The organism is Pannonibacter phragmitetus DSM 14782 (assembly GCF_000382365.1).
Taxonomy (GTDB): domain Bacteria; phylum Pseudomonadota; class Alphaproteobacteria; order Rhizobiales; family Stappiaceae; genus Pannonibacter; species Pannonibacter phragmitetus.
The window spans coordinates 1-13,885 of record NZ_KB908218.1; the positions used below are offsets into that span (position 1 = coordinate 1).

Genomic DNA, 13,885 nt, shown 5'->3' on the forward strand with positions numbered 1-13,885 from the left:
GCGCCACCGGCGCATCATTCTGTCCGGTGATGGTCACCGTCACCGTCTGCTGCGAGCTGAGCCCGTTGCTGTCGGTAACGCGGTAGAGGAACGTATCCGTCGCCGTCTCGCCTGCTGCCAGATGCTCGAAGGCCCCGGCCGGATCGTAGGTGAAGGTGCCATCGCCATGGTTCACCACCGTGCCCAGCGTGCCGGTGACATCCACCTCAAAGCTGTGCGTGTCCGAAGCGTCCACGTCGGTGAAGTCCGCCGTCACCGTCAGGGCGGGGCCCTCTTCCAAGGCAGAAACAAACAGAGCAGGGGCGACAGGAGCATTCATGATGGATCACCACATACAATTCGAAAAAAGTTGCACAACCTAGGCAATTCATCTATTGCGAGAAATGTCCAGAAAATTATTTATACAATCGGAAATTGCCGTGAAAAACCGTGCGCTCAAACACACCTCAAATGATGCAAAAGCGTTAGTTGCGGCTGCCTGCCTGTTTACTTTTGGTGACAGTAACAAACTCTCGCTCACGTGATCTAGTCGAACACAACACTCCTATAACTCAAGATCAATGGGCCGGACGTGAGCGAAGATTCACTTCAAAGCGCATTTAGCAGCATTAAGCGCAGCATGTTCGTTGTCGGGCTCATCAGTTTTGTCATAAACCTGCTGATGTTTACCAGCCCACTTTATATGCTACAGATTTATGATCGCGTATTGGCGAGCGGGTCGCTCCCAACTCTGATTGTTCTGTCCGTGTTCGCTGTAACGCTTTACTTGGTCTATGGCATTCTGGAAGGTGGGCGGGGGCGAGTGCTGGCGCGGCTTGCCCAAAGAATAGATGCTCAAGTGTCAGGGCTTGTCTTTAAGGTTTCAACCCTGCTGCCGGTTTACATGGGACCGAAGGGAGCACGGCTTCGTCCGGTGCAGGATTTGGATGCGATACGCCAATTTCTCGCAGGCCAAGGTCCTACGGCAATTTTTGACCTGCCCTGGATGCCAGTCTATCTAGGCGTATTGTTTCTATTTCATCCACTACTTGGCGGTCTTGCAGTTGGTGGTGCAGCAGTCATTCTCATCCTGATTGGCATGAATGAAGCTGCGTCAAAAGGCCCTTCGGCAGAGGCGGCGAGGTCAGCTGCCCGGCGTGCCTTCACAGTCGAGTCAAGCCGCCGGAATGCCGAAGTCATCAAGGCAATGGCCATGACCAAGCAACTGGCAGCCCGCTGGGACACCGAAAATGCGAGATATCTCTCCACCCAGCGAAGGGCATCAGACTGGTCGGGCTTGTTCGGTACAGCGATCAAAACATTCCGCTTCATTCTTCAATCCGCGGTTCTTGGTCTTGGAGCTTATCTCGCGATCGAGCAAGAAATTACTCCAGGGGTGATGATCGCGGCTTCAATCATGATGTCGCGCGCGTTGTCGCCCGTCGAGGTGGCTGTTGGACAGTGGCGCGGATTTGTTGCTGCCCGTCAAGGCTACGGGCGCCTTTGCAATGTACTGAATGCACTGCCGGCGCAAGCCGCAGTCATGGATCTCCCCTTGCCGCGAAGCTTCCTGAAAGTAGAAGCGATCAGTTGTGCCCCGGTCGGAGTGGCAAGGCCCATTCTCCACGGCATCAGTTTCACGCTTTCGGCAGGAGACGGACTGGGCATCATCGGCCCGTCAGGCTCAGGAAAGTCAGTGCTCGCACGGGCTTTGACCGGCGCCATTCCGGTCCAGCGCGGCGCAGTCAGGCTTGATGGCGCGGAACTAGCGCAGTGGCCGGAAGACATGCACGGCAGGATCATCGGCTATCTACCCCAGGATGTTCAGCTGTTCGACGGTACGGTTGCTGAGAACATTGCCCGATTCTCCAGCGAAGCCGATTCGGCTGCAGTCATAGAAGCAGCGCAGCTTGCTAGTTTGCACGAGTTCATCACAGGGCTTCCTGAGGGCTACAATACCCTCATTGGCACAGAAGGAGAGCAGCTTTCTGGCGGGCAGCTACAGCGCCTCGGTCTCGCAAGAGCGCTCTATGGCAACCCATTTCTTATTGTTCTCGACGAGCCCAATTCCAATCTTGATGGCGCTGGGGAGACTTCGCTGACACAGGCCATCCGAGCCATGCGGCAGAAGGGATCAATCGTGATCATCATCGCTCACCGCCCAAGTGCTGTAGCTGCAGTTGAACAGATTCTCATGCTGAGAGATGGGCAGATGGCAGGGTTTGGCCCCAAGGACGAAGTCCTGCGCAGCCTCGTGACGCCTGTGGTCCAAACAGGAGTTGCGTGAGATGAACGTTGTGCCCTTATCGGCAGCGGCTGTCGATCAACAACTAGCGAATAGCGTCACAAAGCATTTTTGGGGCCTTCTGTCACTTGCAGCTCTGGTGCTCGGCGGCCTTGGTGTTGGGATGGCCTTCGCGACGATCTCTGGTGCTGTTGTCGCATCAGGAACCGTGGTGGTCGAAACCAATGTCAAGCAGGTGCAGCACCGGGAGGGCGGCATTGTACGCGAGATCTACGTGCGCAACGGTGATCATGTTGAGGCAGGCCAGCAGCTGGTCAGACTTGATGACACAGTGACCAAGGCGAATCTCGCCGTGGTTTCCACGCAGTTGCTTGACCTATACGCCCAGGAAGCAAGACTTCTTGCTGAACGGGACGGCGCCGAAACCATCACTTTCAGCACACGTGCCTCTGCTATTGGCGGAAGGGAGGAGATAAAGCTCACTCAAGAGGGGCAAATCAATCTCTTGAATGCAAGACGGGCCTCACTTGGAGGCCGCAAGGATCAGCTTGCCGAGCAGATCACTCAATTTGAGCGGCAGATAGATGGACTTGATGCGCAACAGATTGCCAAGGAAGCTGAAATTGCCTTGATTGATACAGAACTCGCAGATCTCACCGGGTTGCTCGAAAAAGGCCTTGTCTCAAAGCCGAGGGTCATTGCCCTACGGCGAGAGAGGACACGTCTCGAAGGTGAGAGAGGCGAGCTGATCTCCCGGATTGCGCAGGTGCGTGAAGGTATCAGTGAACGCCGCATCCAGATACTGCAGCTAGATGACGAAATGCAGGCCTCCGTTCTGGAGCAACTGCAAGACGTAAGGCTTCGCATCGCCGGTCTTGAGGAGCAGAAAATTGCAGCTGAAGATGAACTGCAGAGAATAGTGCTACTCGCTCCACAAAGTGGATTTGTGCACCAATTGGCAGTTCACACGATCGGTGGTGTCATCGCGCCTGGTGAAGTAATAATGTTGATTGTCCCGCAAGAAGACCTTCTTGTAATCGAGGCTCAGGTACAGCCCAAGGACATTTCACAAATTACTGCAGGTCAGACTGCGAGAATCAAGTTCCCGAGCTTTGACCAACGAACTACTCCCGATCTGACGGCCAGCGTCCAGACGATCTCCGCGGACCTGCAACGCGACGATGTAACAGGCCACGCCTTCTATGCGGTGCGGCTGGCAATTCCTGACAGCGATTTGACTAAACTGGATGGCAAGCGGTTGGTTCCAGGTATGCCGGCAGAAACTTTTGTAGAAACAGGTGACCGAACTATCCTCTCATATCTGATGAAGCCTCTATATGATCAGATTTCTCATGCGATGCGTGAAAGATAATATTTAATATACATACTATATAGGAATATTACTTCCCATTATCTCATCTCGCTCCACCTGCAGTGATGAAACGATATCGGTCACATCGTAGACTCTCTTACAAAGCTCGCGATATCCGTCCCAGTAATCCAAGTCTGTTGTCTGGCGCTCGAAGCTGGATGGATCCCACCAGTCTGACAGCCAGTTGGAGGGACGCGCCAGCTTGACGGCGAGGAGGGGATAAAGTTGGCCGTGGATCAGTTGGATGAAGTGTTCAGACTCCAAGAGGAGCCCGACGGAAGCCACATCCTGATAATGGAGCCTCAGTTTCCGGCAGGTATTTGAGAAACTGGCCAAATCATATTCGCCATGCCCACCGATCTGATCGCTCAGATTAAGTGTCGTCGTGAAAACCTCGCAGACAAAGTCATGCCTGTGAACGACGATTGCGACATTGCCTTCTCGTGACATGCTGCGCAGGAAGACGATTTTCTTGGGCTTTTCACGAACGAGTTCGTCCGCAAGCTTTGCCCCATAGCTTGAAATTGAGCCGACTTCATAGGGGCGGCCTTCGCCATGCTTCAACCATGCGGGACGCACGCCCAGGTATCGTGCAGCGCGATCAGATAACTCAAACGCAGGAAATACGGTACCACTAAAGACACGCTCCAGAAGCTCTGCGGTCTGCTCCGAGATGGCCTCCGCAAGCATGGAGACAGTAGTCTGCACCGAACTGGCATCGTTGATCTGTGCGAGCGCCCACCTGTACCTAGAAGCAGCGCTCGACATAAACGAGTCTTCAAGCCGGGCGACAATCTCAGCATTCATCGAACGGTTATTATCTTTAGCCGCTTCAGCGATTTTGTCGCGCATGCCGTCCGGAAAACGAACGACGAACTGGTCTTTGTCTTTGGCTTTTGTCTGACTCATCATCTTAGCTTGATACTACCGACACGCTATCGTGAAAATAGTCCCTTTAACTTGAGTTTTTTGATTTCACTTTTGACCAATCATTTTATATATCACGGTACTATCAAGACGGAGGAACCGATGAGTCGTCAAGATTGGTCCAAAATCCTGTTGCGCCTTCCGCATGAGGCACGGCAGTTCCTGGAGAACGAAACGCTGAAGAATGCATCTTCGCTGAACAGTGAGGTTGTGCGGTGCATACGGCAGCGGATGGAGGAGATGGAGAATTCGCAGGCCCATGCAGGCGGGCGTTCGCAAGTGTCCCAATCAGGGAGCCCGGCATGACTGACACCGGGATACTGCCCAGGGCGCTGACAGAGGCGAAGACGGCGGACGAGTGGGTTTCGATCTTTGCCGAGAAGGGCATCAAGGTCTCTGCCCGCCAGTTGACAGCGCGAGCCAGACGCCTTGGCGCATTCTACCAATGTACCCGGCCCATGCTGATGCACCCGGATCACATCGAACAAATCCTAACTCAGGCAATCCAATGCCGCTCGAACTCATCAAGCGCACAGATTCTGATGTCTGGCACCTCCGGGGCCGCATCGACGAAATCCCAAACAGCCCCTACTTCCGCAAGAGTACGGGAAAAACTCGAAAGGCTGATGCAGAAAGGTACCTAGGCTGGTTTAGAGATCAGCAGATTGAGGAGTATTACAGATCGAAGCTGCCAAAGATTGAGCAGCCGAAGATCGAGCCTCCGTTCCTGTTTGCTGATGCGATTGAACTTTACAATCCAACGCCGGAATTCGCCGGATATCTTCTGAAGGTTATGCCTTATCTGGAGGACAAGCCGGTCAGCGAGATCAATTCGAAGATGGTCCGGGAGCTAGGCCCCAAGATCTCGCCCAGGAGTTCAACCGAAACCTGGCGCAAGCAGATTATCAACCCGGTGCGCGCTGTCATTAATCACGCCCATGATCTTGGACGCTGCCAGCCCCTCAGGATCAAGGGCTACTCAGACAGCGAGCGCGAACGGCAAGACCTGTTACGGGGAAGGCAGAGCCGCGTTGAGAAGACACCGGGCGACTGGACGTGGATCTATCTGTTCCGCGAGCACACTGATCACCGTTTTGGGCTGTTGGCTCAGTTCATGTTCGAGACTGCAGCGCGCATCAGTCAGGCTCTCGCTCTGACGCCGGATGATCTCAATCTCGAGCGCTGTACCGTCTCCATGCCAGCCGCAAAAGGCTATCCCCGAACCGATGTGAAGCTATCGGATGAACTCGCCGCCGATCTTGCCAAGTTGCAGCCCCGCCGTCCGCGCCGGACAAACGATCCCAACCAGCGCCGCCCTCTGCTGCTGTTTGGCTATGCCTCGCGGGCAAGCGTCTACAAGCGCTGGAAACGGGTTTGCGATGCGGCCGGTATCGACCACCGTATGCCCCATGCCGCAGGCAGGCACGGCTTTGCCACCGAGATGCTGAACCGGCAGGGCATTGACCCGCATACCGTCGCCAAGCTTGGCCGCTGGAAAGATGTGAAACTACTCTTCGACACCTATGGGCATTCTGAGGACGGAGAGCGGAAGATTCTCGATGCGCTTCGTACAGGCCGCGTACAGGGGCTGGAGCGAGTGAAAACCAAGATACTGAAATCAAAGGAGAAAACCTGACATGCGAGCTTCCCTCCGAAGGCAGAGGCCAGGGGTTCGAATCCCTTCGGGTGCGCCATTTTTTATAGAAAACTAGAAAACGGATATCTTTGCAAAAGCCGGGAAGGGCCGTTGCCTGTTCGCTGTTGACGGTTTGCCTGCCCTTGCGTTAAATCGGAGCCGTCCAATCCAAGCCAACAGGGGATTGTAGATGCTGGAGCTTGTGACCACCCGCTGACTGTCCCGATCAACCGGGACATCCAGATGCACCGTTTCGCAGCGGCGGTTTTGCCGTGCCCGAAGGGTGCCAGGGTGATTTCTGCACACAGGCTTTTCCATGAACATCTCTCGCAGCGAACAGCGCGTTCTGCACGTGCTGGCGCAAGGCGGCTATATCCGCCATCACCGGTCCGGCAGCGGCCGCATAACGGACGTGCAGTGCTTCACGCGCGACGGCCTTCTCCTGTCCAATTGCACGCCCGAGGTCTTTGCCAAACTGCGGCGCAAGCGCCTCATTGAATCCAGGGCATCCAGCCCCTACCGGATTTCCGGCAAGGGACGCCTCTGTGTCCGGGCTCAGCCCGACAACCGTCAGGAGGCATTCGCATGATCATCCGCACCGAAATGGCCGCAGACACTCCGGCGATACGCCGCGTGGTCACCGAAGCGCTCAAGATGCTGGCGCAATCCACCGGCACGGAGGCCGCGATTGTCGAGGCGCTGCGGGCCGATGGGGCCCTTGCGCTTTCACTCATCGCCGAAGAGGACGGCGAGGTAACGGGCTATCTCGCCGCCTCCTGGGCCCGCATAGGGCCCGATGGCCCCTGGGGGCTGATCGGCCCTCTGGCGGTGCTGCCCGAACGGCACCGTCAGGGCATTGGCACGGCGCTGATGCGCGAAGCACTGCGCCAGCTCAGGCCGCTGGCGCGCGGGGCGGCGCTGGTGGGCAGCCCGGCCTATTATGCCCGGTTTGGCTTCCGGGCCTTTCCCGGCCTGGGTGTCACGGGCGTTCCTTCCAGTGTGGTTCTGGCGCTGCCTTTCGACGGGCAGGCCCCGCAGGGAGAGCTGATCCATCACCCTGCCTTCGGACTGAACCAGCCGGACTGACACTTGGCCGGGCCGCATCGCCACAGGATACGGCCCGGTCATCCCTTGTCGTCAGAAGGGCTTGTCGAGGCGAAGCCGGATCAGCTCGAAGGGCAAGCCGTTGTCATCCTCCGGACGCCGGCCCACCTCCGTGAAGCCCAGCCTGCGGTAAAAGCCATGGGCGGCCTCATTGCGGGCATAGACCTCCAGGTCCAGGCTGCTGCGGCTCTTGAGCGCATGAATCACAAGCGCCCTGCCAAGGCCGCGCCCGTGTTGCGCCGGGTCCACAAAAAGACCACCAATAAAGCCATCAAGGAGGCCGATGAAGCCGGCCGGCTGGCCATTCACCTCGATGATCCAGGTTTCAGCCATGGGCAGATAGATCTCTGCGGTCAGCTTCTCCTGGGCATCGAGCTGGTCCTGGCCCAAAAAGGGATGACCCAGCTCGGAGGCTGCCCGCCAGATGCGGAGCAGGCAGCAGGTATCATCCGGCCGGTACGGCCTGATGCAAAGGTCAGTCATGTTCATAGTTCCATCAGTCAGGCGCAAATGCGCACAATCAATCGTTCGGCCGGATGGCCGCTCACCCAATAGGGTCAAACTGGATTGAAGCGTCTGCGCATAAATCTCCCTGGCTGACTGAGCCTGTCCTAGACGCGCGGCCCCTTGCTGTCAACGCAGCCACCCTCTCCCGCGATTGACAAGCCTCCATTCCCGGCGCAAAGGTTGGGCTTCACCTTGGGGTGTCCCGTGCAAGGGGCTGAGATACTGCTGGCGATGCAGCGCAGTGACCCGTTGAACCTGATCCAGTTCACGCTGGCGGAGGGATGGTGCGTGATGCGCGAGGGTCTGGCGTTTGCCAGCGGGCGCCTCACAAAGCCCTTCCGCCCGTGAGACCGATGCCACGAAAGCCGGAAGCGGATGCGCCAGACACACTCTCGCCTTTCCAGACTGTCAGGCTCTTCTACGGTGCTCGTGCGCGGGGCAGGGGTTGCCGGGCTTGCGGCGGCGCTCGAACTGTCCCGCCTTGGGCTTGCCGTCACCGTGGCCGACACCAGTCCGGCGCCGGGACATGGGGCTTCCTTCTATGCCGGCGGCATGCTGGCGCCCTGGTGCGAGGCGGAGACCGCCGGGCCTGAGGTGCTGAAGCTTGGGCTGGAAGCTGGAGACTGGTGGGAGGCGGCCGTGCCGGGGCTTGTCTCCCGCAAGGGCACGCTGGTTCTGTGCCCGCCGCGCGATCAGGCGGAACTGCGCCGTTTTGCCAGCCGGTCCTCTGGACACCGCATGGTGGATGCTGTGGAGATTGCAGAGCTGGAGCCTGCGCTGGCGGGACGTTTCATGACCGGATTGTTCTTCGAGGAAGAGGCGCATCTCGACCCGCGCCTTGCCATGACGTCGCTGTGGAAGCAGCTGGAAGCGCAAGGCGTCACATTCCGCCTGGGCGATGCGGCGCAAGCGGCAGAGAGCGAGGCATCCCTCGTCATAGACTGCACGGGCCCCGGCGCCATAGACCGGATACAGGGCCTGCGCGGTGTGCGCGGCGAGATGCTGTATCTGGAGACCGGCGAGATTTCCCTGTCGCGGCCCGTGCGGCTGCTGCATCCGCGCCATCCGCTCTATGTGGTGCCGCGCGGCGGCGGGCGCTTCATGGTGGGGGCGACCATGATCGAAAGCGACGATGGCGGCCCGGTCACGGCCCGCTCGGTCATGGAACTGACCAACACCGCCTATGCGCTGCATCCGGCCTTCGGCGAAGCGCGCATTGTGGAGCTTGGCGCCGGAGTGCGTCCGGCCTTTGACGACAACATGCCGCGCGTGGTGGCAGAGCGGGAACATCTGCCCCCCGGCACGGATCTGGCCGTGGCCGGCATGTACCGGCACGGCTTCCTGCTCGCCCCGGCCCTCGCCCGGCAGGCAGCGGATATGGCCGCACGGCGGCTGATGGAAAACAAGGGAGATGCAAACCCATGAATGTGCTGGTGAATGGCGAGGCCGTGGCCTGTGCGGCGGAAACCCTGCCCGCCCTGCTGCTGGAACTCGATTATGAAAGCGACTGGCTGGCCACCGCCGTCAACGGCGAACTGGTGCCGCGCGAGGCACGGGATGCCTGCGCGCTGAACGAGGGTGACCGGATCGAGATCCTGTCCCCCATGCAGGGAGGCTGAGATGAGCCTCAAGCTTTATGACTGCGAGATCACCTCGCGCATGCTGCTGGGCACGGCCCGCTATCCTTCCCCTGCCGTGCTGGCTGATGCCGTACGGCGCTCGAAGGCGGAGATTGTCACCGTGTCGCTGCGCCGGGAGACGGCGGGCGGGCGCAATGGCGGCGCCTTTTTCCAGATGATCCGGGATCTGGGTGTCAGGGTGCTGCCCAACACCGCCGGGTGCCACAGCGCGTCCGAGGCCGTGCTGACGGCGAAAATGGCGCGCGAGGTGTTCGCCACCAACTGGATCAAGCTGGAGGTGATCGGCCACCACGACACGCTGCAGCCGGATGTGTTCGAACTGGTGGAGGCAGCGCGCATTCTCAGCGCCGAAGGCTTCGAGGTGTTCCCCTACACCACCGATGACCTGATCGTGGGGGAAAAGCTGCTGGCTGCCGGATGCCAGGTGCTGATGCCCTGGTGCGCGCCCATTGGCACGGCTGCGGGCCCGCAGAACCTTGCCGCTCTCAGGTCCATGCGTGCCGCCTTTCCGGATGTGCCGCTGATCGTCGACGCCGGGCTTGGCCGACCCTCCCATGCCACCACGGTGATGGAGCTGGGCTTTGATGCGGTGCTGCTCAACACGGCCGTGGCCGGGGCAGCGGATCCGGAGCTGATGGCCGAAGCCTTTGCCGGGGCGGTGGAGGCGGGGCGCCAAGGCTATCTTGCCGGATTGCTTGAACCAAGGGACATGGCCGTGCCATCAACCCCTATCATTGGCAAGGGAGCCTTCGGATGACGCTTGATCCGTTCTATCTCATCGTCGACAGCGCGGACTGGATCGCGCGCCTTGTGCCGCAGGGCGTGAAGCTGGTGCAGCTTCGCGTCAAGGGCTGCGAACCTGAAGAACTGCGACGCCAGATCCGCGAGGCAAAAGCCGTGTGCGAGGCGCATGGCGCCACACTGGTGCTGAACGACTACTGGCAGATGGCCATCGACGAAGGCTGCAGCTGGCTGCATCTGGGGCAGGAGGATCTGGCGGAGGCCGATCTTGCCGCCATCCGCCGCGCCGGGCTGAAGCTGGGACTCTCCACCCATGACGAGGCCGAACTTGAGACGGCGCTTGCCGCGAAGCCCGATTATGTGGCGCTGGGTCCGGTCTATCCCACCATCCTGAAGGAGATGAAGTGGGTGCCGCAGGGGCTGGAAAGGCTCGGCATCTGGAAAAGCCGCATTGGCGCATTGCCACTCATCGGCATTGGCGGCCTGACGCCGGAACGGGCGGAGGCGGCGCTTGCCGCAGGGGCTGACAGTGCAGCGGTCGCCACCGACATCACCCGCAACACAGATCCGGAAGCGCGCGTGCGCGAATGGCTCGCCGCCACGGCCCGCTGGCGCTGATCGCCAGCGGGGGGACCGGGCCTCAGGCCTGCAGCGGTACGCTCATGCGCACGGTCAGGCCATGGCCGGTGAATTCACGCTCGATCTTGCCACCCAGCTCGCCGCGGATGCTGGCGTCAATCAGCCGTGTGCCGAAGCCCTTGGCTGTGCCGGGTTCCACGGCTTGTGCGGATTTCTCGGTCCAGACAAGCTGAAGCAGCTTGCCCTTGGGGGTGGCTTCCAGCGTCCAGTCCACGGTCAAGGCCCCTCCCTCATCGCCAACGCGGGCATATTTGAGCGCGTTGGTTGCCAGCTCGTGGAAGACGAGACTCAGCGCATGCGCAGCCTTTTCGTTGAGGACAACCGGAGGACCGCACAGCTTTTCACGCTGGAGCGCTTCGCCGAATACCTGCTCCAGCTCCTGCTCCAGAAGCTCGTTGAGCCCGGCCCGCTGCCAGCGGGACCGGGTCAAGAGGTCCTGCGCATTGGCCATGGCCTGCAGTCTGGAGGCGAAGGAGGAGGAAAAGCTCTCCAGCGAGGGAGAACTGCTGGCCGTCTGCCGTGCAATGGCGAGGATGCGGGCGATCGAATTCTTGATCCGGTGCTTCATTTCCTGAAGCATCAGATCCTTCTCGGCGATGACCTGCTGCGACAGGGTTTCCAGCTCGCGCCGGGCTTCGACGGCCCGGTTCTGGTTGCGGATGGAAACCGCCAGGGCCGCTGCAAACAGCAGTGAAAACGTGCAGATCAGCAGCGAGCGCCAATGCGCCCCGATGCCGTTTTCAACGTCCGGCTGCCGCACCCGCACGAGCCAGCCGCGGCCCGCAACGGTGATTTCTCCTGACATGGACTGGAAACTCTGCTCCGAAAGTTGCGCATAGTCTTCGGACCGGAAAAGAACGGGCTGAGTGGAACTGTCAGCCCCTAGATCCGTCACCTCGACCTCGACAGGCAGCTCCTGCGGATGCGTCAAAGACGCCAGAATGAGATCTCCCGCGCGCACCGGCGCATAGATGAAACCGTCCGGGTGCCGGCCGGGTTCATCGCCCAGCGCACGCGGCTGGCTTCCGCGAAAGGGACTATAGACCAGAAAGCCTGACTGTTTTTCTGTTCCTGTCTCCTGCACCAGTTCAACCGGCGCCGAGGCATGGGGCTTGCCGGTTTCCATGGCACGCGACATGGCGGCCCGGCGCAGGGGCTCGCTGAACATGTCATATCCGATGGCCCGGGCATTGCGTGAGGCCTGCGGCTCCAGCATCACAATGGGCGTGCGCCAGTCTTCTGCGGTGGCATTGGGCCAGACGGCAGCTTCAGGCCCGAAATGGACGGACAGAGCCTCATTCACAGGGGCCTCAGCCCCGGTTCGGATCAGTTGTGCAAAGCCGACGCCCTGCAGCCCGCGAAGCTGGCCCGTCAGCTCAAGGCCCAGAACGAAGGTGCGAAACTCGTTATGCCCGGCAACGCCCCCCGCAGCCTCGAAAAAGGCCTGGGTGGCAGCCAGCACACTGAGCTGCTGGTCTATCCGGCTGCTGACCCTGTCAATGGCTTCCCGGGCAACGGCTTCAAACCGCTGCCGTTCTGCCGTTGTTTCGGCCTGAAAAACGGCCCAGGTCAGCCACAGTCCAACACAGACCACGGCAAGAAACACGGCCGGGGAGAGATACTTCCTCATGACATCTGCAACCGTGCTCAGGGGACAGGGCGTACACACACCCTGCCGGTTAGGGGAGTAAACGGCGTGCCTTGTCAGGTTTCAATAGGTTACGTTAGGATAATGTGGTGAATTTCCGGAGTTAACCCCATCTGGCCGGAGGAATCAGGCCGGATGGGGCTCCAGGGGAAACTCGATGCTGTATGTCACCAGACGCGGCGTAAGGCTGTAACTGGCCTTGCCGTTGACAGCCTGCGGCACCACCCGCTCCAGCACGGTGCTGCCAAAATGCCGGTCATAGGCCGTGCGGGATGTCTGGGCGGCACCTGCCGGGGCATCCGTCTCGCCGGCCTGCGGCGTCACGGTTTCGATCCAGACGATTTCCGCAACACGCACTCCGTCCTGCTTGCTCACCCGGCAGCGCACCGTGACCGGCGGGCCAACGGTCAGCGCCGTTCCGTAGCTGACGGCATTGACCATCAGTTCATGCAGGGCGAGGCCCACATGCAAGGCCGCATTCGGGTCCAGCAGGGCGTTATCGCCCAGCACCTCGACCAGATGCGGATTCTGCGGGACATAGCGGCTGACCTGCTGGCGCACCAGATCCTCGAAATAGGCTCCATGCCAATTGGAGTCCGTCACAAGATCCTGCGACTGCGCGAGCGAGTGCAGCCGCCCCCGGAACTTGGCCAGAAACTGGTCCATGCGGGTCGAATGCCGCGCTGTCTGCGAGGCAATGCTCTGGATGATGGCAAGGAGGTTCTTGGACCGGTGACTGACCTCGCGCAGAAGCGCCCGGAGTACCTTCTCGCGGCGGGTCTTTTCGGTGAGGTCGGCGATCGTCGTCAGCAGATAGGGACGCGCACCGAAGGACGTTACCTGTTCCACATTGAAGGAAAAAACCCCGGCCTCGCCGAGATCGGCTTCAAGGGAAGCAGGCTCACCCGAGGCCATGACCTGAGCCTTGCTGGCCGCCAGCATTCCGGCCACCTCGTCACCGAAAATAGCTGCATCCGTCGGATGGCCTGCCTCCGGATCCAGCCTCCAGGGCGCGGGGAGATTGGCGGCATAGACATAGTTCAGCTGGCTGTCCTGCAACGTCAGACAGATACCTGACCGCTCCAGCGCCAGCAGCAGATATTCACGAAGATGGGTCTCCGGCTGCCCCGGGTCCTTCCAGATCAACCGATGAACCACCGGCACTACTCCAACTGTCGCAGAAAGGGGCTCCGCTGCTTTTGCAGCCAGCCCCCCCTGCTGTTCGCTCCGGAACATCACCTCTGCCCTAGCCCCGGCGCAGCACACCAGCGACTAGGGACAGGACGAGGAAGACCAGAAACACGAAGAACAGAATCTGTGCAATGCCGGCAGAAGCACCGGCAATGCCACCAAACCCCAGCACACCTGCGATGACCGCAATTACGAAAAAAACAGCCGCGTAATAAAGCATGTTCAGCTCCTTTCGTGGGGCGGAGGCCTTGTCTTT

15 protein-coding genes and 1 riboswitch are annotated in these 13,885 nt (G+C 59.8%); of the genes, 9 read left to right on the forward strand and 6 right to left on the reverse strand.

The features are described 5' to 3' along the window. On the reverse strand, positions 1–319 hold a 319-nt coding region (locus H163_RS22490; protein WP_040678441.1), incomplete at its 3' end, for a VCBS domain-containing protein. Between the two features lie 252 nt (positions 320–571). Between H163_RS22490 and H163_RS0108460 the strand changes: the two genes are divergently transcribed. Together H163_RS0108460 and H163_RS0108465 are read left to right on the forward strand one after the other, a co-directional pair. After that, positions 572–2,266, forward strand: coding sequence for a type I secretion system permease/ATPase (locus H163_RS0108460; RefSeq protein WP_244296024.1), 1,695 nt, complete (start codon positions 572–574; stop codon positions 2,264–2,266). Between the two features lies 1 nt (position 2,267). Further along, positions 2,268–3,596 carry an HlyD family type I secretion periplasmic adaptor subunit gene (locus H163_RS0108465; RefSeq protein WP_051105351.1) on the forward strand — a complete coding sequence of 443 codons (1,329 nt, stop codon included), beginning with the start codon at positions 2,268–2,270 and terminating at the stop codon, positions 3,594–3,596. 15 nt (positions 3,597–3,611) lie between these two features. Here the strand turns inward: H163_RS0108465 and H163_RS0108470 are convergent, their stop codons facing one another. Next, positions 3,612–4,508 (reverse strand): Arc family DNA-binding protein, encoded by an 897-nt coding sequence (locus tag H163_RS0108470; RefSeq protein WP_019964138.1) that lies wholly within the window; start codon positions 4,506–4,508, stop codon positions 3,612–3,614. 523 nt (positions 4,509–5,031) lie between these two features. Here H163_RS0108470 and H163_RS0108480 point away from each other — a divergent pair. From H163_RS0108480 to H163_RS0108490, 3 genes are all read left to right on the forward strand, one after another. After that, complete coding sequence (locus H163_RS0108480; RefSeq protein WP_019964139.1) at positions 5,032–6,159, forward strand: tyrosine-type recombinase/integrase; 1,128 nt, start codon at positions 5,032–5,034, stop codon at positions 6,157–6,159. Between the two features lie 316 nt (positions 6,160–6,475). Continuing rightward, a complete protein-coding gene (locus H163_RS0108485) occupies positions 6,476–6,748 on the forward strand; it encodes a YjhX family toxin (protein WP_019964140.1) in 273 nt (90 codons plus the stop codon). After that, entirely contained in the window at positions 6,745–7,245 is a 501-nt protein-coding gene (locus tag H163_RS0108490) for a GNAT family N-acetyltransferase (protein WP_019964141.1), read from the forward strand. Before H163_RS0108485 ends, H163_RS0108490 begins: the two co-directional genes overlap by 4 nt. Before the next feature lie 51 nt (positions 7,246–7,296). Here the strand turns inward: H163_RS0108490 and H163_RS0108495 are convergent, their stop codons facing one another. Then, on the reverse strand, positions 7,297–7,746 hold the full coding sequence (locus tag H163_RS0108495) for a GNAT family N-acetyltransferase (protein WP_342210607.1): 450 nt from the start codon (positions 7,744–7,746) through the stop codon (positions 7,297–7,299). A gap of 207 nt (positions 7,747–7,953) precedes the next feature. Continuing rightward, positions 7,954–8,069: riboswitch (TPP riboswitch) on the forward strand. A gap of 76 nt (positions 8,070–8,145) precedes the next feature. Here H163_RS0108495 and H163_RS22500 point away from each other — a divergent pair. The 4 genes from H163_RS22500 to H163_RS0108520 are packed head-to-tail and all read left to right on the forward strand — an operon-like array spanning position 8,146 to position 10,769. Next, complete coding sequence (locus H163_RS22500; protein ID WP_051105352.1) at positions 8,146–9,195, forward strand: FAD-dependent oxidoreductase; 1,050 nt, start codon at positions 8,146–8,148, stop codon at positions 9,193–9,195. Further along, positions 9,192–9,389: a sulfur carrier protein ThiS gene (thiS, locus tag H163_RS0108510; RefSeq protein WP_019964145.1), complete on the forward strand. Its 198-nt coding sequence runs from the start codon at positions 9,192–9,194 to the stop codon at positions 9,387–9,389. The genes H163_RS22500 and thiS overlap by 4 nt, the downstream gene beginning before the upstream one ends. 1 nt (position 9,390) lies before the next feature. Next, the gene (locus H163_RS0108515; protein ID WP_019964146.1) at positions 9,391–10,167 is read left to right on the forward strand and encodes a thiazole synthase; all 777 of its coding nucleotides are present in this window, start codon (positions 9,391–9,393) and stop codon (positions 10,165–10,167) included. Continuing rightward, positions 10,164–10,769: a thiamine phosphate synthase gene (locus H163_RS0108520; protein WP_019964147.1), complete on the forward strand. Its 606-nt coding sequence runs from the start codon at positions 10,164–10,166 to the stop codon at positions 10,767–10,769. Before H163_RS0108515 ends, H163_RS0108520 begins: the two co-directional genes overlap by 4 nt. Positions 10,770–10,791: 22 nt before the next feature. Here H163_RS0108520 and H163_RS0108525 read toward each other — a convergent pair whose 3' ends face one another. The 3 genes from H163_RS0108525 to H163_RS23950 form a co-directional block, all read right to left on the reverse strand. Further along, entirely contained in the window at positions 10,792–12,420 is a 1,629-nt protein-coding gene (locus H163_RS0108525; protein ID WP_019964148.1) for a CHASE domain-containing protein, read from the reverse strand. A 144-nt stretch (positions 12,421–12,564) separates the two neighbouring features. Then, a complete protein-coding gene (locus H163_RS0108530; protein WP_026355632.1) occupies positions 12,565–13,596 on the reverse strand; it encodes a sensor histidine kinase in 1,032 nt (343 codons plus the stop codon). 88 nt (positions 13,597–13,684) lie between these two features. After that, positions 13,685–13,849, reverse strand: a complete 165-nt coding sequence (locus H163_RS23950; RefSeq protein ID WP_019964150.1) for a DUF1328 domain-containing protein — start codon at positions 13,847–13,849, stop codon at positions 13,685–13,687. Between the last annotated feature and the right edge of the window lie 36 nt (positions 13,850–13,885).